Raw genomic sequence first — 22,257 nt, forward strand, 5'->3', positions numbered from 1 at the left:
ATGCGAGGCGGGCGGTTACACCATCACACTCATCTAGTCCATTACTCCACTCTTTGGCATTAAAACCTGTAATCCTTATGCTGCAAACCTTACAGCTTTTCTTAGTGCCATTCGGGTTAATTGGTTGAGCATCTCGGCATGAGTTGTCAGCATTGCTTCAAGTCGTTCCAGTCTGTTAGAGCCGCCGTTTTGTGTCATGAGTCGCTACCTTGATATTGTTTAACTGCCGTATTTTTGTACCATGACTAAAGTGCGTCGTATTAACCCTGCACGTTTGCGTTGAGCTAATCGCACTTTAGCATCGGCTATGATTTGGCTCATGAGTTCAGGTTGTTTGTGCAATGAAGCGATCGCAGCTTCAATGAAAATCTCAGGTGTAATATCACTGGCATCACACAACTTTAACAAATCAGCCCTAATGTCCTTTTCTAAGTGAACCGCCAAACGTTTCCCCACAGTAGGAAGGCTTTCTAACTCTGCTTGTAGCCCTGACAAGTCTGGAGTTGTAGATGCTTTTTCATTGGCTTGGGTATCTAACTCATCATCAATTTCCGCCGATGCTTCACTATTCTCAGTTGAACGATTAAGATTTAAAGATGTGTCACGAGGAGCTACCTTAGCTCGTGACTTAGATGCAAGAATACTGCGAATGTCATTAGGTTCACTCATAAAGGCTTAACTTCTAATTTCTTAATTTTTTCAGCTATTACTTCAACTGGATATGCTAAATCGCCTTGACCCATTTCATGTAGGGTTAATCCTTTATTAATGGCTTGTTTAAATTTTTCTGACTCTCGAATTGATGGTAAAACCAAATCAGAACCCAGCCATTCGGTACTGATTTGCTTCATGGAATCAATATTGCTTTCGCTTTCTGTGGTACGGCGCAAGCCTACCCATCTGTCTCGAAAGGGAATTACACCTAAGATTTCACCATCAAAAGCCTCTTGATCATCTTTCATCTCAGCGATTAACTCTAGAGTACGGATGAGGGATTGCAACCCTTTGACTGAAGTTTCAATGGGAATCATCAAAGCGTTGCTTGCTCCGATAACCGTCAAGCAGATTTGCGATCGCTGTGGAGGAGCATCAATAATGCAATAGTCAAACAACTTAGCTATGGGGGTTAACCGTCGCTTTAAGGTAAAAGCACCTGTGCCACTTCCTGCTAAGTAGTCTTGTACGTTATCAAGCGCATCATCAGAAGGAATTAGGAATAGATTTTCATAACGAGTTTTGTAAATTCCGTCTTCTGTAGCAACTTGTTTTTTAAGCACTTCTAATAGAGTTGGGCTATCTGATTCAACTTGAAATCCTAGAAAGGTTGTCAAGCTGCTTTGAGGATCTGCGTCAATCAGCAAAACCGTATGGCCTTGACTTGCCAATAATCTGGCAAGAAACAAAACTACTGTTGTCTTGCCCTGCCCTCCCGCCAAAGATATGGAGCTGACAGTTTTCATTTTTGAAAGGTAATTTTTCTTAGTTTAAATTTTCCACACATTATATATGATAACTTGAACTATTGCAAAACTTCAAAATTGCAACACTGAACAAATTTAAAAATGCACTTTTGAAAAACTGAAGAGTTACATAAACTGTATTTACTTTCTTCGGCCTAAACTAGCTTAATCTAGTCAAGCGGGGATACAGTAAGCATTACAAAGCGATATCCTTTATGTGGATATATAGGCATAGAACTTTTTAACTTGAGATACTACAAGTAAAAAGTACAAAAAATTAAAAAAGTAAAGTTTCAAAATTGAATAAGTGTAAAACTGCACTTTTTCAAAAGTGCAAAATTATATATACTAAATCTAGCAGAAAATCACTTATGAGTAACAAATGGGTGCTATATGTCACCCAGTATTTTATAAGGATTTTCTTGACTAGATTCGCCCTGTTATGGGTGCTATTTAGGGTATATTTAGGTAATTCTGACTGTTTAAACCCACTGAAGCGTAATATAGCGTAACTGCACACTCTAATAGCGATCGCACTAATTCACCCGTAGAGAAACATGCACTGGAGCGATCGCACCACAACTATTTCTGAAAATCGACACCACTCTGATAAACCTTCGCCCTGGGCTTGGCCTTCTTCGGCGGTGCGGCGGCAGACTTCTTGGGAGCCTGGGGCGGACGGCAGGTTTCACAGTACAGAGGACGTGGGCCATAGGTTTCGCGGCTGGTCATTTTTTCACATTGCTTACACACGAAGTTGAATGTGCGGGTGTGAATCGTGCGTTTATGAGCTTTAACAGTGTACTCTCTGACATCAATTAATTTGCTGGGCATTGCTCTGTTTCAATTGATTAACTTTTTGGATCTTAGCTTTTGATGACGACATTTCAAGGCTTGGGGTAAACATAATCACTCACTTTTGTGGACTGAATTTTAACGGCTATGCCAAAGCGAGAGTGAAAAGCTAAGAGGAAAATTAATTATGACAGGGCAACTTTATGATTCCATCTTTCTTGCTGTCTCTGATGGCAGTCAAAGAGAATGGTCGGAGGAAGAGAAAAAAGTAATTTTATCCAACGTAGAGCTTTTTCAAAAGCTTGAATGTTGGATGACCAATAGCCTAAGTGATGGCTGCTGGCATGATGCTAACTACGATTTGTTGATTACTAATATGTCATTTTAGGAGACTGTGGCGATCAGCGTTCGCGGAGCGTCCCGTAGGGAAGCTATGCGCGGAACGCTGATCGCCACAAATGAAAACGGCTATGCCAAAGCAACATGAAGTAATAGTGCAACGCCCTCTAGACCAACATACGCACTTTACGCTCCCAGATAAAAAAGGCTGCGCCAAAACGCAAATGAGAGTTGCAACGCCTCACCACATTCAACCACCTTTGGAGTTAATCATGGACATTCAAAATATCCTTAATATCGCCATTCAAGTAATCGTTATGGGTTTCGTATCGTTGATGCTGTTCGATTTTGCCGATAGACTTTGGGGTGTACCGATGCCCCCGGCTTCTTGGCAACCACCAGTGATCGAACCAGCCACAGCACCACAGCCCAACCCACAGCAGGAAATCCCACAAATATCTCCCGCGTCCGCTCCACAGTTTGAGGAAATTCCCGACCCCTGGACGCTACAACCGCAATCCCCTCACCATGCTGTTAGTGCGTCTTCTGAGGTAATAGTTCCATTCCCTACCATCCGACTACTGCCACCAGCTAAAGTTCAACCGACCAAACCCAAGCGGACTAAAGCTAAATCATCCACGCCTCGAAAATCCGCCTCTACTCCCAAACGCCAGCGCCAGCCAAAACCACGCATGAAGGCTGTTTAGTCCCCTGAGCGATCGCACCAACCACGCTTCAAGAGAGTGCGATCGCGCCTCTACCACCTAACACTAATCAACAGAGTTTAATATGAATATCACTTCAAAAATGGCCATGTCGATTGGGGTGCATTTCCTATTCCAAATGCACCGACACGAAATTCCTGAAGATACTCGCTTGTATTTAGAGTTAGCCCAGGATTTGAGGTTTTTAGTTGACTGGGAAATTGAGGGGGAGCAGTTAGTACTCACTTTTTACGAAGGTACTCAGAAATCTCTGGATGTTCGCGCCTATTCTACCTTTGAATACCTTAAAGAACAGGTCGAGTTTTTCTATCGGGCGATTTTGGGGATTTGAGGGGAGCAGTTGAGCGATCGCAGTTTTAAGAGTGCGATCCGCTCGATTGTTCATTTTTTTGAACGGCTACGCCAAAACCAAAGTGATGTATATCTATATATAATGTATGGTAAGCCTGATCGCTACACAAGGCAGTCTGTTTGATATACAAAGCATTATCGACTACGGACAGTCGATAATCAACGTTGGTCAACAGTTGAGCAAATTCCTGACTGAACACAGACAACTGACCAACAAAACAATTCAAGCCCAGATGAATCGCCACTTCCACGGCACGGCAGCAGAAGGGGCATGGCAGTGGAAAGATGCTTACGAAGCGGTGGAAGTTGCTGCGATTTTGTACCTGCGTCACTTGGGATTATCCACCAATCCACTAGAACAGTTGCAACTGATTGAAAGTCTTTGCCCCACACACACCCGCCGTAGTGAAGAACAGTTGCAACTTCAGCAGTTCTCTACTCCGTTGTCTCTAGCATATTTGGCTTGCGCTGCTGGACAAATTACAACCAATGATTTAGTTTTGGAGCCATCAGCCGGAACCGGGATATTAGCTCAGTTCGCTCAACTTCACGGCGCAAGTCTCATGCTCAACGAAATCTCGCCCGACAGAACCAAAATTCTCCGGCGACTGTTCCCTGGCGTTCCCCTATTCTCCGTGAATGCCGAGCAGATTAATGATTATCTGGCAGGCAAGACTCAGCCATCTGTTGTGCTGATGAACCCTCCTTTCTCGTCTTCCCCTAAGCTCAATCATCGCAATCCTGATGCGACGGCGCGTCATGTTAACTCGGCGTTGCAACGATTGTGCGATCGCGGACGGCTAATAACAATATCTGCTAACTGGTTTTCTCCAGCTAATCCTACTTGGCGAGATACTTTCGTTAAGATGCAGGAGAAAGCAACAGTAGTTCTTTCGGTTGGTATCAACGGCAAGGTATACAGCAAGCACGGTACACAGATTGATACCCGGCTGACGGTAATCGATAAAATCCCGGCGACTGATGCAACAGACATCACTTGTATTAACGATACCGTTGAACTTGACGAATTGGCGAGGCTGATTGAACAACTCCCACCGCGACCAGTTTGGGAACGCACTACTCCTTCTACAGGTGCAACGGTGTCAAAATCGGTTCGTTTAAGTCCCGTTCAGCCAAAATCTCAATTAGCACCAGTTAATCAAGTATTAACTCATTTTCAGGATGTTGCTGTTCTGGAGTATGAGCTTGTTGATTGGGCTGCAAATGATGGGTTAAAAGATACTTTATATGAAACTTATCGCCCACAAAGAATCCGAATCAGGGACGCAAAACCACATCCGTCACTGTTATGCGAAAGCGCAGCATTAGCTCTTGTCTCTCCCCCGGCTCCCACATACAAACCACATCTTCCTCGGCACATCATCACCCAAGGTTTGTTGTCAGATAGCGATCGCTGATTTTTTTCTGCATTCTCTTCATACACTTTTTGTCTTGCTTGTCAATGCGTAAGTTCTAGGTAAAATGAGTAAAAACACTTGCACTGGTATGCGTTAAGATGTATAGAAAAGAGCAAAAACAAGACAAGCCTCCAGAAAACTTTGAACTGCCCTTTGGGGGGAAACTGGCAGCAGATAACCGATGGGTAATCATGGCGAACATGATACCTTGGTCAGAATTTGAAGCAGAATATGCAGAAATATTTTCAGCAAGTATGGGCGCACCAGCCAAAACATTTAGAATGGCATTGGGAGCATTAATAATCAAAGAAAAACTAGGAGCAAGTGATAGAGAAACAGTAGAACAGATTAGAGAAAATCCCTATCTGCAATACTTTATAGGAATGTCAGCCTATAGTAATGAACCTCCATTTGACCCATCAATGCTAGTTCATTTTAGAGAAAGAATAGATATGAACTTAGTCAACAAAATGAACCAAGAAATGGTCAAAAAGGTGTTAGAAACAAAAGAGGAGGAGCAAGTAAAATCAAAAAAGTCAGAAACCGAGGCTTCAAAAAGTGAAGCGACCAATAGGGGAAAATTAATATTAGATGCTAGTTGTGCGCCAGCAGATATAAGTTATCCGACAGATTTAGGATTATTAAATCAAGCCAGAAAGCAAACAGAAATAATTATAGATAGATTATATAACTCCCTAACTGAAAAAAAATCAACAAACCAAGAACCTACAGAAAAAGAGCCAGAAAAGATTATTTAGCAGTAGCCAAAAAAAGGAAAGTAAACTTTAATGAAAGAAGGAAAGCCATTAAAAAGCAACTGCAATATATCAAAAGAAACTGCTCTCATATTCAGCAACTAATAGATTCAGGTGCGTCACTAATCAACCTGAGTAATAGACAATACAAGATGTTATTAGTCGTGTCAGAAGTTTATCGTCAACAACTGTGGTTATATGAAAATAAAAAACGGAGTATAGAAGACCGGATTGTCAGTTTAAGTCAACCACATATTCGTCCGATAGTCCGTGGTAAAGCCAGAACAGAGGTAGAATTTGGGGCTAAGTTTTCTGCTAGTTGCTTTGATGGTTATGTATTTTTAGACCATATCAGTTGGGATAATTTTAACGAATCAGGGGACTTAAAAACACAAGTAGAAGCCTACAAAAACTACACCGGATATTATCCTGAGTCTGTTCATGTTGATAAAATTTATCGGACTAGAGAGAATCGAGCTTGGTGTCAAGAAAGAGGAATTAGAATTAGTGGCCCACCACTCGGTAGACCACCCAAAAACGTCAGTCCAGACACAAAGAAACAAGCACGAGATGATGAGCTAATTCGTAATTCTATTGAAGGTAAATTCGGACAAGGTAAACGAAGATTTAGCCTTGGTAGAGTTATGGCTAAACTTCCTCATACTTCTTTAACCGCTATTGCCATAACTTTTTTAGTTATGAATCTTTCTACCCTGTTATTACGTCTTTTTTGTCAGTTTTTGTGTCAATTTTTCAAAACAACATCTTTTTTCGCTGCTTTGATTAACAAAACTAATGTTTTGATGAATTTCAGAAAACAAAAAATTATCTTTACTCCTGCCTGATTACCTACTCTATTCTCCTGTTGTTTTTTTACTACTTTTTCAGCAAGCCCTAAGTACCTGTGCCAAATCTTTACACATTGCCATCATTGCTAGGTAAGGCTTTCAGCCCTATGTGATAGGTAATTCATTTTGGGGTTATGCCGACATAATTAGATATACTATTTTAACACTCTGTCAATGCGTAAGTCCTATTCCTTATCATGCTCACTCAACCTGCGCCCATTTATAACAGACAGAAGAATATAGGTTTCGATACTGGAAGTCGACCTTGGAAGGTAAAGCTAATATCTTTAACAGGTGGACTCATGATTGTCTTATCAGCCTGTGGGATAGAACCTCACTCACCTCAAGAACGTATATCCGCTCCAACAGTATTTTACCCTCGCTATCAATCTGAACAATGCAACGAACAAACTCGCAAAGGCTCTCTTATTGTCAATTTTAAGCCTGACTGGAATCAATCTAGTTACGATTTACATAGCTTAAGATTTCTAGATTGTCTGACTAAAAGAGGAGCCAAAGGGGATTTAAAAAGCTTAGAAATAGTGAAACAAGTTGTTTTAGACTGGAATGCTAAAAACAACTTTGCCCAAAAGACTAAAAAATGGTCATGGAAAGATAATCATGGCGCGCACGAAGAGCACGGTACGGCGTGGCGAACTATTTTTATTAGCTATCTCTATCGAGTAGTTCATCAAGTCACTCCAAACGATCGTGAATTTCTCAAAAAATTACAATCTATGGCACAGGAACATGGAACTTTTCTGATGGGTCGCAAGCAATATCAATTCAATCATAATCATGGACTCAATCAAACTATGGGTCTATTAGCACTGGGTTTGACCTTTAGTAAACTACCAGATCATGAAAAATGGATTGAAACAGGACTTCAACGTGCAGAAGAGCAAATGCGAGACAATGTTTCGGAAGAGGGTATTCATCTAGAGCAATCTGGCTTTTACCAATTGTATACGCTTCGCACCTTTATGGAGATTGCAAATGCTGCTTATCACAGTGGACATCCTGTTTCTCAATCTTATATGCAAAAATTGGATAAAATGCTAGGAATTGCTGCCTTATATGCCGGAAATAATGGTATTGTTGAAACGGTCCCTTGGCATAATCACACCATTAATGCTTTTGATTATTTGAAAGATGTCAAACAATTACCTCTATCTCCACCCACTCCTGGACGAGATTTATACTTTAAGATAAAGCAAGGAATTAGCGTCCCTGGTCTTTTTGTTAATCCAAAAGGAGGTTACAGTTTTATTCGTGGAGAGAAAAATGATCTTGACATTACCATTCATAATCGTTTTCTGAATTCCCCTCACTTTCAACCTGATCCTATAGGATTAACTGTCAATCTAGGCAATCAGCGAATAGTCACATATGGGAATTATTCTTCTGATACACGTCTTGCTAAAGACTTTAATGTGGTACAAGTTAAAGGGTTAACTATTCAACCTGTCAAAACTCAAAGATATTTACCCCTTAATGATCGTTTAAATAATCAGAACGGAGAAATCATAAGCTCCGGCAGTCATCTTAATCTGGATTACATCACCGTTCGGAATCAAATCTATCCTAATATTAGCCATGTCAGAATGGTAGCACGGATTAGCGCTCACTTTGTATTGGTTTGGGATCGTCTTTTATCTTTAGAAAAGCATGAATATTCACAATCATTTCACTTTCCGGTTCCCGGACAGATTTCTGTTAAGGGTAATCAGGGTGAAGTCATTCTTAATCACCAACGATTAGCTCAATTTTTGCAACTCCAATCAGATATTCAAACAAGTATTTGTTCTACCGAAATTCACATAGATGAACTATGTAGTTTTGAGGTTTCACCTAATGGGAGAAAAGTCCCGACACCGGAAATCAATTATCGTTCAGTTGGTAAATCAGGGGAGTTTTTATGGATACTATCTACTGACAACAGAGAATTTACTACTCAACTTCAGACAAGAAAAAGTGATAATTCATCTGAGAAAGAAATTACGTTGCGGGGATCCGATAAAAATTACAAGATCCTCCTTAGAGAAAATTCTGCTTTGCTCCTAAAGTAACCTGGTATAGGCTAGACTGTGCCAAAAGCTTTTATTTGCTGATCCAAGGGTATTGGAATGAAGCAAAACTAAAACCCAATCACAGAAACAGCCTTCCGCTTCTGCTCTGGCGTGACCTCCAGATAACGCTGCAATGTCCCCAGGTCGCTGTGGCCAGAGATTTCCTGAATAGTTCTCAAAGGTATCCCCGCGCTGGACATCTGCGTGAGGGCAGTTCGCCTAAACGAATGGGTGCTGACTCCTTCTACCCCAATCCGCTTGCAGGCTTCCCGTAAAATCTTGTCTGCCATGAATCGGGTCAGCCGTTCAGTTACACCGCGCTTACCGGGAAACATCACCGTTCCTTTGGGCTGATAATCAGCCAATATTGCTGATAGCGTTGGCGGAATATCTACAATTCGTGTTTTGTACTTGCCTTTGGTGGTAGACTTGCGGAAAGTGATGGTTCCTGATTTGATATCAGTCAAGTTGAGAGCCAACGCTTCACTTACACGACAACCAGTAAACAGGCAGATGCCAAACAAAGCGCGATCGCGTGGGGTCAATAACCCTTCGGTGAACAATCGCCTCAATTCGTCTTGGCTTAATATTTTGCCTTGTCCGTTGCCGTCTACTTTCATTTTTTGTACCTTCTGGGCATTACACCAAATGTCAGTAGACCGAAAAGTTTGGCGATCGCTGCGTGATGAATAGCTGTATAAGTAGATTTCTGTTGAAAATTAGTAACTTTCAATGTCAGTATTAAATGGCTGAGTTGGCTCTGTGATATAAGTAAAGTTAATGAATCAGCCAAGTGTTAGAGCAAATCTCACACCAGAATATGGTTATGCTGTGATTGGAGAGAATTTTGTCAAAGAGTTGCGGGAGAATCGAGCTAGAAGGATATCTGGTTTGACTATGACTGCAACTACTACTCCAGCTTTAACTGACAATAAAACTTTGAACGAAGTAGTTCACGACTCGTAAGCATAAGATGAGCAAGTTGCTGACCTTATGCTTTCACAGAAGGTCATCAAACAGAAAAGTAGTTGTTTGGAGTTAACGAACCAGTAGCTAGCGTGCCAGTTATACCTGTGACGTTAATGAACAGGTCGCTACTAGCATTAAAGCCAGCAATACCATCATTGACTGATAGATAAGTACCGCCATTCCAGCCAAAGAATACAGCTTGGTTAGTAGTTAAAGGTTGGGAACCAGTAAGATTGGGATTGGCATCTTCATAAGCAGCGATCGCCGCCGCATTCAATGTAGAATAACTGGCTGTTGATAAAACACCCACATTAAATAGTGCTGTAGGCAGAGAATTAACGACGATGCGATCGCCCTCAACAGGATTAAAATCAATAATGCGATCAGGTGTGCCGAGTAGCGAATCCCCAACATTAGAGTAGACAAAGCGGTCTGCACCTAGTCCGCCAGTTAAAGTATCTCCACCGGCTCCCCCAGAGAGAGTATCATTATCTGCGTCACCATATAATAAATCGTTGCCATCTCCACCAGAGATTATATCGTTGCCTTCTTCTCCATAAAGTGTATCGTTGCCAACATCACCGTTGAGGGTATCATTTCCCAACCCTGCAAAAACAGTGTCATTGCCATTACCAGCGTTGATAATATCATCACCTGCTAGGCTAAAGAAGACATCATCACCATCAAGACCATTCAGTATATTGTTAGCAGCATTGCCTGTGATATTGTTATTCAGACTATTCCCAGTACCATTAATATTTTCTGTACCTATGAGGGTGAGATTTTCTACATTAACGCCCAAGGTATAGCTGATAGAAGACTGAACTGTATCAATTTCTGTGGCTAGGGTAGATGTTTCTGTGACTACATCACCTATACTATCAACAACGTAAATATCATTACCTGAACCACCAATAATAGTATCACTACCAGCACCACCGACTAAAAAATCGTTGCCATCTCCACCAGAGATTATATCGTTGCCTTCTTCTCCATAAAGTGTATCGTTGCCAACATCACCGTTGAGGGTATCATTTCCCAACCCTGCAAAAACAGTGTCATTGCCATTACCAGCGTTGATAATATCATCACCTGCTAGGCTAAAGAAGACATCATCACCATCAAGACCATTCAGTGTATTGTTAGCAACATTGCCTGTGATATTGTTATTCAGACTATTCCCAGTACCATTAATATTTTCTGTACCTATGAGGGTGAGATTTTCTACATTAACGCCCAAGGTATAGCTGATAGAAGACTGAACTGTATCAATTTCTGTGGACAGGGTGGATGTTTCTGTGACTACATCACCTATACTATCAACAACGTAAATATCGTTACCTGAACCACCAATCATGGTGTCATTACCAGTACCAGGGTCTAAGTAATCGTTCCCTGCACCTGCTTGAATCCAATCATTACCTGTAGTACCTAAAAAGCTGATTTTACCTATAAAGCTGCTTAAATCAAAGCATTCAAATCCAAAGATTGTTGTACCTGTGATACTTGGAATCTGATTGGTGGAGTTACCTGCATTAATAGTCAGATTAGTTGCACTTGTTCCTCCAGTAATAACTAGGGTATCTGTACCTGCATTACCATCGATGGTGTCACTTTGTTGCAGGTTAGCAAAAAGGCTAGTAACTGTATCATTTCCTGCTCCTGCGTCAATAATATCTTTGTCATTTGTGCTGGTGAAATTTTCGTTATTTGCTGTCCCAGTGATGGCGTTGTTATCAATGTTGTTAATTCCAATGGTTAATTGTTTCTCGTAAGATAAACCACCTTGGTCTTTTGTTTGAACTCGAATGCTGTAGCTATTCTTGGTTTCAAAATCGAAAACCGCGTTAGTTTTTAACTGATTACCCGTAATCGTAAAGAAAGCGTTATCAGTTGAACCTGTTCCTGTGACTAAGCTGTAGGTGAAAGTATCTCCAGTATCAGGGTCTGTGGTGCTGAAATTGCCGATTACTGTGTTGGCTGCTACGTTTTCATTGATGTTGATAGAACTGGTAGTAAGATTCAGCAAGATTGAGAGATTGTCACTAGATAGATTCGCAGTTACCAAGTCCAGTTTTCCGTCTCTGTTGAAATCTCCTTCAGTTACAGAAATAGGATTGGATACAACACTTAAGTTAGTGGCGCTACTGAAGCTACCTGTGCCTGTTCCCAACAGGAGCGAAATACTATCACTACCAGCGTTCGTCACTGCTAAGTCAAGTGTTCCATCGCTGTTAAAGTCTTCTACAGTGACGGCATTGGGATTAAGTACCACGGCAAAGTTATTGGCAATACTGAAGCTGCCTGTACCTGTGCCTAATAGAATTGAGATGTTGTTGCTGTAATAGTTCGCAGTTACCAAGTCGAGTTTTCCGTCTTTGTTAAAGTCTCCTACGGCAATAGCAGAGGGATGAGTCCCCACAGCAAAGTTCGTGGCAGCACCGAAGCTGCCTGTGCCTGTACCTAATAGGACTGAGACATTATTAAAGCTAGGATTGGCATTTGCAACTGCCAAGTCGAGTTTTCCGTCACCGTTAAAGTCTCCTACAGTCACCGATTGGGGATTAACCCCTACAGCAAAGTTAGTGGCGCTACTGAAGCTACCTGTGCCTGTTCCCAATAGGACTGAAACATTTTGACTGTTAACGTTTGCAACTGCCAAGTCGAGTTTTCCATCAGCGTTGAAGTCCCCTGTAGTGATGGAACCGGGATTAATCCCCACAGCAAAGTTAGTGGCAGTACCAAAACTACCTGTGCCTGTACCTAATAAGACTGAAACATTTTGACTGTTAACGTTTGCAACTGCCAAGTCGAGTTTTCCATCAGCGTTGAAGTCCCCTGTAGTGATGGAAGCGGGATTAATCCCCACAGCAAAGTTAGTGGCGCTACTGAAGCTACCTGTGCCTGTACCTAATAAGACTGAGACATTGTTATTGACATAGTTTGCAACTGCCAAGTCCAGTTTTCCGTCGCTGTTAAAGTCTCCTACCTTTATGGATCTGGGATGAGCTACCCCAGTAAAATTGGTAGGTGTGCTGAAGGTGGGTACATGGAGGTTAGATAGGGTGAGATTGGTTGGAGTTTGGTTGAGAGCATTAATCTGAGCCGTGAAGCTAGTACTATCAACAACATCGTTTGCATCTTTTGGATCAATAGCAAAATCAACTACAGAGCCAAGTTTAACTTTCGTTTGGATTTGATAGTTAACTCCTGTGCCATCAGTGCCAGCAATTGACTGTGACCAAACTTTTACTCCATCAACGAAAATATGCCCAATAATACCATTGCCCCCTCCTACATCAGCTTTGGCTAAAGTGCCATAAATTTGGATTTCTCCATCAACTTCGCTCACCCAGCGACGTACAGCCCAGTGTTCAACAGGAGTTCTTCCACCACTTGTAATGACTCCATTGGGATGACCACCGTTAGAGGAAAGAAAAGTCCAATAATTTTCGTATTGAACAAACCAACCACCACTAAACTGGGTCATTTGTTGAAAATCTGAACTGGTGAAAGGCCCATCATAATAACCGTAATACCAGTTGTTTTGCCCTTGTACCCCAGAAAATTCTGTTTGAGAATTAGCGATTTCAAAATCAGGTTTAGAATTCATCATTATATTGTGTCCCGGTAATGAAAAAACTTTCAATATTGGAAAACAGAACTAATTTATGTATGTTTGTCACGACCAACACTATCGGAGGCACGATGGTAAATTACATCAGTATTTTGCCAACCTAAATGGATACCATAACCTTGCCACCTGTTGCGGAATAAACTTCAACGGGGTCGATAGTTAAGTTAATATTTTGGCCTGAGTCATCGGCAAAAATAATGTCAGGTTTGTTCTCGTAATAAAAACGAGATAGACCTAAACCAAATTCTTCTAGTTTTGCGCGGAATTGTTGCTTGTATGACATACTCCCTCCATGCTCATGATTAAGGTTTAAATTTTTTATACAAAAAAGTGATCGCACCAGCTTTAATTTAGATACGTCACGGATTTAACTAATGCTTTGGTTTCATATATTGTTTAGCTCCTATTACTTAACTTGTATATTAAGTTCTGATGAAGTATGAGCAATTTTACAGATCCACCAACACAACAAGCTACACAACAACTAAATATAAGTTGAGTTGTTTAACTGACATCTTGCACCTTCTCAATAAGCAGCTGGCGCTGCACTGCCCACCCTACGTAATCATAAGGATTTCGGGCTTTATTTTTCGCAATAAGGTAATGGTGCAAGATATGAGCCTCCCACAGGCGCGGTTAACGCTCCCGCAAAATATGAAACAAGCACATTTTTTTGTATTTCCCAAAGCCTTACTAGATAAGGGTTTTAAAATGTGCAAGTTGAGAGTTAAGCCTCATGAGTTGGGTCGTTTATACGTTCTGCTTATGCGTATTACAATAATAACATTATGTGTTTATTCATGTCACAGTCAAAACTACTGAAATTCTTAATTTCAGGACTTACGCAACTGGCACAGCGATCGCTTTCGGTCTTGCGGCACTGCCTTACTTTCGCTCCTACTCCATCCACTCCCCATCCACCACAACATAACCCCACTGCGGACACTTCCGAACCAACCCCTTAATCACAATCTGCACTCGCTGGGTCATCTTGCCACGACTAATGAGAAAATCTAACCCAGGATTTTACACAAACTCCTTGCCGCCTTCAATCACCGGACACCGCCGCATCATTTCCGCCAACGCCACCGCCTCCCCCCAAGCGCGTATACACAACCTCCCCCGACATCGCAATCACAATCCTCTGCTTGTATGCCCACTCGAACCAATCCTTCACAGCAGACTTGACCTGCGCTGACTCCGGTTTCCGCCCCTCCTTACAAGCAACCACAAATACAGCTTCCGGTGACTTGACCCCCTTCCCAGTCCGCAATGCTTCCTTCAAATACGCGATCGCTCCCGGTATATTCTGCCAGTACGGCTTGAGCGTCTGCTGAATCTCCCAGTTTAGCCGAAACTGTGGAGTACAAGGAATCTCCCGTAACTGCTGCAAAACGTCCTGTACCTCCTGTTGACTGGGCTGTACTGATTTTTCCACAGGCTCAGGCAGCGATCGCTTCTGGACTTGGCTAACTGCTTTACCCCCTCTCCCACTCCAACAACTGACCATCCATCACAACATAACCCCACTGCGGACACTTCCTCACCAACCCCGTAATCACAATCTGCAAGGCGGGGTCATCGTTCCAGCACTCCATGAGGAAATCTAAGCCGGGGTTTTCCTTGAGTAACCCTGCCATCTTCAATTTCTCCATGCGCCAGGGTCTAGCCTTTGACCGAAGCGCGATCGCTTCACTCGACCATTTGTCAGGCTGTGTTTCCGACTCAGGGGCGGACGGCGGGGAAATATGGCCTTCATGACTGACTTTCGGCTCATCACCCAAGTCTTGTTTCTCACTCAACAACGGAGCGGACTTACCCTGTACAGCATCCATGAGCGTTAGTAATATACAATGTATGGAAACTTTACGCCTAATAGATAGTTACATAGAAAATAAATGGAGCAATCTGTCATTGATTTCTGCCGTCAAGTTCGTGTCCGTTCTGCCGAGCATCAAGTCGCGCTCGCAATACTATTGGAAAAAGATTTATTTGGTGTTGCAGTCGCATTGCTTCGTCTAGAAATTGATTCACTGATACGAGTTGCGTTCTTATGTGAACAGGGTGCTTCATCACAGGTTTCACGGTTGTTAATGGAAAACACAGTAAATGGTGAGCAATGGGCAATTCTAACCGCAGATAATCGATATAGCCGGATTACAGACCGAGAAATGGTCAATCTTGCATCAAAAGATTGCCTTTGGGTAAATATTATTTATTCATTCGGCTGCAAATTGATTCATCTTTCTAACCTACACGACTATAAAGTTTCTGATCCGTTGGTTAAAATTGCGGACGAGAAGCGTTTAGAAATCATTAAGTATCTTCGTCAACATCACAAATACCCCGATGATGAGATAGACTTGCCTCGGCTGAAGGCATACCTTCCTAAAGTAATGCAGAAATTGGTCGAGAACGTTGCATATTACGTAGATAAAATTGAATCTATGAATACTTTATAATCTAATTACTCCATACTTTCTACAATGCTTGTTGCTGTGGGTAGTTTATTTATACCTAGTGAATGTGATCATTAGTCAAAAATCTCGCTAATAAAAAAGCTCATCATGTTGTGGTATCACCAGGGCTGTACACATTTCTGAGCTTTTGCGTAAATCCCAAGGTGGAAGCCGCAAAACGTAACAAACTCCAAATCAAAGCACTTAAGAAATCTATGGTTAAAACAAGCACTCATGCACTAAAAATACACAAACGCAAGCTGAGAAAGCAATGCAACTAGAATTGGGATTGGAGTAGCACAACCCTACTCCCCCACCGGATACCGCCGCATCATTTCCGCAAGTGCCACCGCCTCACCATCCGGCGTGTACACAACCTCACCCGACATAGCAATCACAATCCTGTTTTTCCGCGCCCACTCAAACCAAGCAACTACACCAGACTTAGCCTGTGCAGACTCCGGTTTCCGTCCCTCTTTACAAGCCACAACAAACACAGCCTCCGGTGACTTGACCCCCTTCCACGTTCTGAGTGCCTCCTTGAGATATGCGATCGCCCCCGGCACATTGCCCCAATACCGCTTGACCGTGCGCTGAATCTCCCCGTTGAGCCGAAACTGTGGAGTACAAGGAATTTCGCGTAACTGCTGCAATACCTCCTGTACCTCCTGTTGACTCGGCTGTACTGATTTTTCTGGTGTTTCAGTGTAATCATCATCACCAGATTCTTCGTTATGAAAACCTGACACGGCGGCGGAAGAATTGCCCCCATGATGATCTGTCTCGGCAGTCGAGTTAACCTGTTCTGGTTCATCAACGTAGCGAGTAATCTGGGGTAACTCTGATTCTGGGGTTTGGCTCGACCCTTCCTGATCACACTCCAAATTCTCCGGTTTCACTTCCTCACTTTTTTCAAGCTCAACAGCACTGTGTTGTTGTGAAGCGAACTCTTTGAGGGGGAAGTCTTTGTTATGATCTGCCACCTGTGAGCAGTTCGATAGTTCCAAAACGCTCACATCGATTTGCTGATTCTGACAAATGCGATTCCATAGGGCTTGTACGTTCTCGACGTTAACCGTGAACCAGTTCGCCTGATACCAAGTTTTCTCACTGTGACGACAAACATCAATCAACTTAAAATTATCCCTCAAGTTAGCGATCGCACGTCTGATTGCTGATGTGGAGAGAAATGGCAGTGTTTGCCCCCAATCCTTGAGTGTCTTCCAAAACCAGCGTCTACCATCACGTTTAATGTGCTTGGAGATTTGGCAAAAGTAATGAATCTGCTGGAGTATTACTGCTTCGGTTAAATCAATCTCTGCGGCCAACAGGGGAGGAACCAACAGAGGGGATTCTGGGGTGATTAATTTACTTGTCATATATTTTACTCAATATCTAAAACGGCATATTTTCTTGGTCTTCTTGGGGCGCTTGTGACCAAAATTCTCTAAGTGCTTGGAGTTTTGCAGCCTGCAACTGCTGTTTTTCTTCGGGTGATACTTCACCAACTAACTGCGCTACCTCAGCCCGTTGTTGTTCTTTGAACTGCTCAACAGTGACAGAGGGTAGGGCTAGAGGCTCAGTTTGTCCTTGCTCGGACGGGCGAAAACCACGGCGACGGGACAAAAACCTGAAGTGGCGCTTATCTTGTGGGGGCAGCGATCGCCAAACCTCAGCATCCCAGCCAGGGGGTATAAAATCAGATGACGGGGGTAACAAGGTTTGTACTTGGGCTTGTAATTGGGCAATGGTTTCTTGCATGGCAGGAATAGCCGCAAGTAACGCCATCTGCTCTGAACTGAGTGACTGCGGGGTATAACCAGTTTGTGACCAGATAAACACCCTTGTTCCGGCTCTAGCTACCATGCGGTAATTTTCCACGGCGATCGCTTTGCCTTTGTACTTTCGAGCGTCAATGGCGTAATTTTCAAGAATCGCATGGCAAAGTTCGTCAATTACGTACAAGCTCCCGTGAGCGTCATTCGTGATGAGTCTCCATTCTTTACCAGCATAGGGTTGTAGCGATTTTGGTAAGTCATTCGTGATGGGGTCGCAATCACGAATTTTGTTGAGCAATTGAGTGATGGTATGTTGTTCAGTTCCGCAAAAATTAGCTAAAGCTGTGACGGTCATTCCGCTTACACCGTCGCTGGTGCGGGTGCAAAATCCTAACTCGTCCTGAATCTGAAACGTCATCGCATCCATATATATTGCTCCAAATTTTGACGCATGAAAATATCAGCAGCAGTTGATTCATGCCGCATTCGGTTGTTTGAGCTATTGAGTAGTCGTCAGCCCTACAACAGCCGCAACTCTTTTTTGAAATATCGGTCTGTCTTTTTCGGGCGGTCTTTCCAATGCTCCCAAGCCACCCAAACTTCATCACCCAGGTCTTCTATAACTTCACCTCTGGTGTTGTATAAAGCACTGTAGATATCAGCATGGGCAACGATAGACCCGACACCTATAGTTTTGGGTTGTGCGGACTTCTCTAAAGCGGTGATTAGCTCTACCTCTTGTGGGGTCAATTGGACTAAGTAATCTTCTTCAATAACCTCGTATTCTCGCGCTACCGTTAAATATTCCTGCCAAGTACAGTCAGGTTTTGACAGCACCGCCCGAATATCGCTCACTGCTTGCGGTAATAGTTGCAATTGTTCGGCACGGTAAGCGATCGCGCTTTTGTTTGGCTCAGTTCCCAGGATTAAGGCCGCAGCTTGCAAGGCTTGGGTGTTGTTCATGGCAGTGGCGAGATTCCCCAAAGCTATACCCATCAGGCGTAAGCACTCTTGGGCATTTTCCTTGGGTGGTTCTTGGGCTAGCGATAGCAGGTCAATTGTCTGGTCTAAAGCTTGTTTGGCTCCTTTATTGACTGCTTTAGTCGCCTGAAGAGTCAAAGTATTCTCCCCTTGCTGGATGGAATTTTCTTTTACAGCGTTCTCTATCTCCTGAACGGGCTGCTTTTGTTGGTTCTCATACTGCAACTGCTTGGAAGCTTCTATTTCCTCCAGTCGTTGTTGCAGGAGGACGTTTTGCTCCCTCTGTTGTTGAAACAGTTTTTGCCATGAGGTCAATTCTTCTTGTACCTGTTGTTCGGCCTGCGCTTTGGCTTCACTAAGTAAGCCGATTCTCAATTCCTGTTCTAGTCGCTCAATCTCTTGCTGGTGTTGCTCCTTCAGTTGGGCGATCGCTTCGGCGTACTCTGGCGAATAAGCTCGTTGTGTGGGGTATGGAACGCTTGAGGCATCTAAATCATTATTATTGACCAGTTCCCTACTCCCATCAGCGAAAGTTACAATCTGCTGCCAGTAGTTTGGGGGGTCTGCCTCAATGGTTCCTGATTCTCCATGTCTTGGGTGATCTAGTGACGTAATCGTAACTCTGGCAGATTGGGGAACTATTGGTTCTTGATTTTTGGGAACCACTGGTTCCCCAGATGGGGCTTTGATGCGTCGGCGTGGTTGGTGAGGAACCACTTTCTGAGCCGCAGATGCAAAATCCGATGCGCTCGGTGAAGGATTTTCTTGTACTGCGATCGCTACGGCTTCCCTTAGTTTCTCTGGTTCCTTGACTAGGCGGAGTAGGGGACGGGCTTGGCGTTCATTCCTGATGTGCTGCCCTAATTCCTGGGCGGTGTCGATGACCTTTTTCGCCCCTAGCAGTTGGGTAATTCGTCTGTAGCCACCCCAGGCGGATAGTTCATGCTGGCAATATTCTTTAAAACTGGTGTACCCGGACTCAACGTAAAGTTCCCCGTCCCGCATTTGCAGAAGTTCGTCTACAGCCTGCCACTCGAAGCGGTCAAGGGAGGTGAAGGTTTCTTTGATGCTGGCGTTGAGCAGATTGTAATCAGGGGTAGATGTTTTTTCGCGGTCTAGTGTCAGCATATCTTCCTCCTGTTTTGGCAGCAACAAGAGGTGCTAAAAATGAGCTTTGATGAAAGATTATCAGTAGTTTTACTTTGAATTGACACACATAGATGCTGACAGTTAACGTAATATACTCCTGTGCATGATGGGAGTAAATCTGGTATTGTTTGGTTGAGCATAAACTGTGTAGTTTGTGAAACCTACCCAAGAGCGATGTTTTCGAGGCAAGCGCTTTTGGGTTTGAATTTTTTGAATGATTAGCAATAAGCAAAAGGCAGACTGTAAGAGGCGAGGAAAAGTAATTTAGCCGCTTACAATCTGCCGGGAGCTTAATTGCGTCACCCTTGGCATACCTAGCGGAATCCCAAGTAAGAGTGGATAACTTTTACGAGAAACGCCTTGTTATCCCAAATAGTAACACAGTATTATCACAACAGGAGCCATCTCTAAAAAGCAGTAAACCCGCCTAATGGTTGGCGGGTTTTTCTTTGAGCATTTCTTTCAGTTTTTCTAGTAATTGCCTGAGAGAATCATTGTCTTCTCTCAGGCGGCGGTTTCCCCCAGCACTAGCTCTTCTAATTTCGCTACTCTCTGCCTTAGCTCAACGATATCGCTAGATTCATCCCTATTGCCCAAGTATTGGTCAATTAACTCAATTAGGACATCAGTAGCGTTTTTCCCTTCTTGCTTGACCTTTTCATAAAAAGCTTCTTTCTTTTCAGGGGTAATCCTGATGTTGATCCTTGTCTCACTCATAGTTATTCCGTGATTGCTCGTTTATTGTTCAACGCTATCAGCCAAAGCATTGTAATAACAAGTGTACTCCCAAGTAACCCAATTACGTTATCCCAGTGTGTTGACATATGGGATAACAAGAGGTACATTATATATATGAGGCAATTACATCCCTCGCTGAACCTTGAAAACTCAATCTTATCAAGACACTTAAATCACCAGAAGCAATCAATAGTTAACGGGAGCAACTGTTGTTTTCGTCTTGATAATACTCAAGTCTTTACTGGTGTTGAGATTTAATTAATGGCTACGCCAAATCTTGATGAATGCGTTGTGACTTCTCTACAACGTTCGTAAAAACCAAAGACGACCGCCCGTCCTGAGAAAACTTGCGATCGCCTTATCCTATTCGGAGATTAATATTATGACCTACATCGCACATAGACAGCAACCCGCCAACGAACAAACCCTAGCCCAAGCTGAACTACAGCAGTACATTAACCAGCAAGCCCAAGCTCTAGCACCAGAAGAACCGAGAGTGATTGATATATCCTTTTTTGACAAGGAATATTACGTTGGAAGCAAGCTAATCGCCACTGTTACGCATGATGACAACGATTTTGTCACCCAGCGCTGGGTAGTGATGGTAAACGGTACAGAAGTACATCGTGCAGCCACCCCAATGCTATGTCACCGCTACATCTGCACACATCATAAAGCTGGCTCATTACCAGTGCAAGAGCCAGAAACCCCAGCCGCTACAACTGGTAACGAAATCATGGTGCAGATTGCCAACGAATGCGAAAACCTGGGGTTGGAATTGCTAGACGATGGGATTTACCGAGGCGACGAGAAACTAGGGGAAGCAGGACAGACTAACGGTAATTGGTGGTTCACCCGCACTGATGACGCTACACAACAGCGTATCTTTTGTAACTCTGCATCTGACGCGGTTTGGTTGGTTTCAACAGATGAATTACCAGAGTGTGCAGACTTTCTCAATGAATACTTGCAGTACAGACCGCTTGAGCAGATGCCACCCGTAGAGTTGAAGCACTTGCTTGATAGCGCGGAGTTAACAGCAGCGTAAGCCAGAACTCAGGAGTCAGAAGTCAGAAATCAGAATTATTCTGACTCCTGAGTTCTGAATCCTGACTTCTCCTTAATCATTCACCAATCACAAATATGGAACCTACAATATCAATTCCCCAGCACTGGAAATATCCCCGTTACATCCCTGGTCAACGCACCGAACAGGGCGAAATAATCGGTATGAAGTACTACGCCCAGGATACTTATCTTGGCAAACAGTACGGTGAGGGTTGGCGATATGTCATGCTCCCTGACAAGAATCAGGAGGACGAAGAACACCAACTAGAGGACAAGGTAAAACTACTCACGCCAGAGCAATTAAAGACACAACTCGAAGGTGAGATTGACTACTACTCACGCCAGCTTGAACACATGAAGTCCCTGCTGAGAGCGATTCCTGTAACTGCAACTGTAGCGACGGCTCAAGGAGGGAAACAGCAAGAAACACCCACCCAGGCGCAAAAGAAATCTTGGGAATCTCCACCCACTTTAGAGTCATTTATTGATGCGGCGCAAGTCATTCTTAAACAGATTAGCCAACACCCGGATTATCTTGCACTTGACTATCAGCCTGATTTAACTGTGGGTGATGCTCAAACTGCATTGTCTTATCTCAAGGATGAGTTAGACACCAATCAACAATCTGATACTACAACAAAGTCCGTTTCTGATTAGAAAAAACTCGCCCGGATTAATTCGGGCGACTGCGATTATTCATAGACTTAACATTTTACTA

24 protein-coding genes are annotated in these 22,257 nt (G+C 43.1%); 11 read left to right on the plus strand and 13 right to left on the minus strand.

All coding sequences use genetic code 11. The features are described from left to right. Nucleotides 1-75: 75 nt before the first annotated feature. The 4 genes from H6G83_RS36115 to H6G83_RS31375 form a co-directional block, all read right to left on the minus strand. The gene (locus H6G83_RS36115; protein ID WP_277876463.1) at nt 76-198 is read right to left on the minus strand and encodes a hypothetical protein; all 123 of its coding nucleotides are present in this window, start codon (nt 196-198) and stop codon (nt 76-78) included. Nucleotides 199-219: 21 nt separating this feature from the next. Further along, nucleotides 220-669 (minus strand): hypothetical protein, encoded by a 450-nt coding sequence (locus H6G83_RS31365; protein ID WP_190479473.1) that lies wholly within the window; start codon nt 667-669, stop codon nt 220-222. Further along, entirely contained in the window at nt 666-1,460 is a 795-nt protein-coding gene (locus tag H6G83_RS31370; protein ID WP_190479477.1) for a ParA family protein, read from the minus strand. The genes H6G83_RS31365 and H6G83_RS31370 overlap by 4 nt, the downstream gene beginning before the upstream one ends. A gap of 582 nt (nt 1,461-2,042) precedes the next feature. Then, the gene (locus H6G83_RS31375; RefSeq protein ID WP_190479479.1) at nt 2,043-2,294 is read right to left on the minus strand and encodes a hypothetical protein; all 252 of its coding nucleotides are present in this window, start codon (nt 2,292-2,294) and stop codon (nt 2,043-2,045) included. 148 nt (nt 2,295-2,442) lie between these two features. Between H6G83_RS31375 and H6G83_RS31380 the strand changes: the two genes are divergently transcribed. The 6 genes from H6G83_RS31380 (at nt 2,443) to H6G83_RS31405 (ending at nt 8,760) form a co-directional block, all read left to right on the plus strand. Then, nucleotides 2,443-2,643 carry a hypothetical protein gene (locus H6G83_RS31380; RefSeq protein ID WP_190479481.1) on the plus strand — a complete coding sequence of 67 codons (201 nt, stop codon included), beginning with the start codon at nt 2,443-2,445 and terminating at the stop codon, nt 2,641-2,643. A gap of 82 nt (nt 2,644-2,725) precedes the next feature. Then, nucleotides 2,726-3,301: a hypothetical protein gene (locus H6G83_RS31385; protein WP_242044964.1), complete on the plus strand. Its 576-nt coding sequence runs from the start codon at nt 2,726-2,728 to the stop codon at nt 3,299-3,301. Between the two features lie 82 nt (nt 3,302-3,383). Beyond that, nucleotides 3,384-3,650, plus strand: a complete 267-nt coding sequence (locus H6G83_RS31390; RefSeq protein ID WP_190479483.1) for a hypothetical protein — start codon at nt 3,384-3,386, stop codon at nt 3,648-3,650. 106 nt (nt 3,651-3,756) lie between these two features. After that, nucleotides 3,757-5,088 carry a hypothetical protein gene (locus H6G83_RS31395; RefSeq protein ID WP_190479485.1) on the plus strand — a complete coding sequence of 444 codons (1,332 nt, stop codon included), beginning with the start codon at nt 3,757-3,759 and terminating at the stop codon, nt 5,086-5,088. A gap of 98 nt (nt 5,089-5,186) precedes the next feature. Beyond that, nucleotides 5,187-6,688 (plus strand): IS5 family transposase gene (locus tag H6G83_RS31400; protein WP_190479487.1). Its coding sequence is split into 2 segments (ribosomal slippage): nt 5,187-5,799 and nt 5,799-6,688, totalling 1,503 coding nucleotides; the frame shifts between segments, so codons are not numbered across the junction. Between the two features lie 200 nt (nt 6,689-6,888). Further along, complete coding sequence (locus H6G83_RS31405; protein WP_206759012.1) at nt 6,889-8,760, plus strand: heparinase II/III family protein; 1,872 nt, start codon at nt 6,889-6,891, stop codon at nt 8,758-8,760. 68 nt (nt 8,761-8,828) lie between these two features. Here the strand turns inward: H6G83_RS31405 and H6G83_RS31410 are convergent, their stop codons facing one another. Next, nucleotides 8,829-9,380 (minus strand): tyrosine-type recombinase/integrase, encoded by a 552-nt coding sequence (locus tag H6G83_RS31410; RefSeq protein ID WP_190479491.1) that lies wholly within the window; start codon nt 9,378-9,380, stop codon nt 8,829-8,831. Between the two features lie 160 nt (nt 9,381-9,540). Here H6G83_RS31410 and H6G83_RS31415 point away from each other — a divergent pair, with 160 nt between their 5' ends. Further along, the gene (locus H6G83_RS31415; protein WP_190479493.1) at nt 9,541-9,726 is read left to right on the plus strand and encodes a hypothetical protein; all 186 of its coding nucleotides are present in this window, start codon (nt 9,541-9,543) and stop codon (nt 9,724-9,726) included. Between the two features lie 46 nt (nt 9,727-9,772). Here the strand turns inward: H6G83_RS31415 and H6G83_RS31420 are convergent, their stop codons facing one another. Together H6G83_RS31420 and H6G83_RS31425 are read right to left on the minus strand one after the other, a co-directional pair. Continuing rightward, nucleotides 9,773-13,345 (minus strand): beta strand repeat-containing protein, encoded by a 3,573-nt coding sequence (locus H6G83_RS31420; protein WP_190479495.1) that lies wholly within the window; start codon nt 13,343-13,345, stop codon nt 9,773-9,775. Nucleotides 13,346-13,466: 121 nt separating this feature from the next. Continuing rightward, the gene (locus H6G83_RS31425) at nt 13,467-13,649 is read right to left on the minus strand and encodes a hypothetical protein (protein ID WP_190479497.1); all 183 of its coding nucleotides are present in this window, start codon (nt 13,647-13,649) and stop codon (nt 13,467-13,469) included. 517 nt (nt 13,650-14,166) lie between these two features. Between H6G83_RS31425 and H6G83_RS31430 the strand changes: the two genes are divergently transcribed. After that, entirely contained in the window at nt 14,167-14,331 is a 165-nt protein-coding gene (locus H6G83_RS31430; protein WP_190479500.1) for a hypothetical protein, read from the plus strand. 83 nt (nt 14,332-14,414) lie between these two features. Here H6G83_RS31430 and H6G83_RS31435 read toward each other — a convergent pair whose 3' ends face one another. Together H6G83_RS31435 and H6G83_RS31440 are read right to left on the minus strand one after the other, a co-directional pair. Then, nucleotides 14,415-14,876 (minus strand): hypothetical protein, encoded by a 462-nt coding sequence (locus tag H6G83_RS31435; protein ID WP_190479502.1) that lies wholly within the window; start codon nt 14,874-14,876, stop codon nt 14,415-14,417. Further along, nucleotides 14,845-15,201 (minus strand): hypothetical protein, encoded by a 357-nt coding sequence (locus H6G83_RS31440; protein ID WP_190479533.1) that lies wholly within the window; start codon nt 15,199-15,201, stop codon nt 14,845-14,847. The genes H6G83_RS31435 and H6G83_RS31440 overlap by 32 nt, the downstream gene beginning before the upstream one ends. A 63-nt stretch (nt 15,202-15,264) precedes the next feature. Between H6G83_RS31440 and H6G83_RS31445 the strand changes: the two genes are divergently transcribed. Beyond that, the gene (locus H6G83_RS31445) at nt 15,265-15,828 is read left to right on the plus strand and encodes a hypothetical protein (RefSeq protein WP_190479504.1); all 564 of its coding nucleotides are present in this window, start codon (nt 15,265-15,267) and stop codon (nt 15,826-15,828) included. A gap of 302 nt (nt 15,829-16,130) precedes the next feature. On the opposite strand, the gene H6G83_RS31450 is transcribed toward H6G83_RS31445, so the two are convergent. The 4 genes from H6G83_RS31450 to H6G83_RS31465 all read right to left on the minus strand — a co-directional run bounded on the left by H6G83_RS31450 (nt 16,131) and on the right by H6G83_RS31465 (nt 20,450). Continuing rightward, nucleotides 16,131-17,204, minus strand: coding sequence for a hypothetical protein (locus H6G83_RS31450; RefSeq protein ID WP_190479506.1), 1,074 nt, complete (start codon nt 17,202-17,204; stop codon nt 16,131-16,133). Between the two features lie 16 nt (nt 17,205-17,220). Beyond that, complete coding sequence (locus H6G83_RS35660; protein ID WP_242044965.1) at nt 17,221-18,030, minus strand: hypothetical protein; 810 nt, start codon at nt 18,028-18,030, stop codon at nt 17,221-17,223. Nucleotides 18,031-18,122: 92 nt separating this feature from the next. After that, a complete protein-coding gene (locus H6G83_RS31460; RefSeq protein ID WP_190479508.1) occupies nt 18,123-19,712 on the minus strand; it encodes a hypothetical protein in 1,590 nt (529 codons plus the stop codon). Nucleotides 19,713-20,237: 525 nt separating this feature from the next. Continuing rightward, a complete protein-coding gene (locus tag H6G83_RS31465; protein WP_190479510.1) occupies nt 20,238-20,450 on the minus strand; it encodes a hypothetical protein in 213 nt (70 codons plus the stop codon). Between the two features lie 403 nt (nt 20,451-20,853). On the opposite strand from H6G83_RS31465, the gene H6G83_RS31470 reads away from it, so the two are divergent. Then, nucleotides 20,854-21,519 (plus strand): hypothetical protein, encoded by a 666-nt coding sequence (locus H6G83_RS31470; protein WP_190479512.1) that lies wholly within the window; start codon nt 20,854-20,856, stop codon nt 21,517-21,519. A 95-nt stretch (nt 21,520-21,614) separates the two neighbouring features. Next, on the plus strand, nt 21,615-22,196 hold the full coding sequence (locus H6G83_RS31475; RefSeq protein ID WP_190479514.1) for a hypothetical protein: 582 nt from the start codon (nt 21,615-21,617) through the stop codon (nt 22,194-22,196). Nucleotides 22,197-22,257 lie beyond the last annotated feature (61 nt).

The sequence above is a fragment of the Anabaena azotica FACHB-119 genome (assembly GCF_014697625.1).
Taxonomy (GTDB): domain Bacteria; phylum Cyanobacteriota; class Cyanobacteriia; order Cyanobacteriales; family Nostocaceae; genus Trichormus; species Trichormus azoticus_A.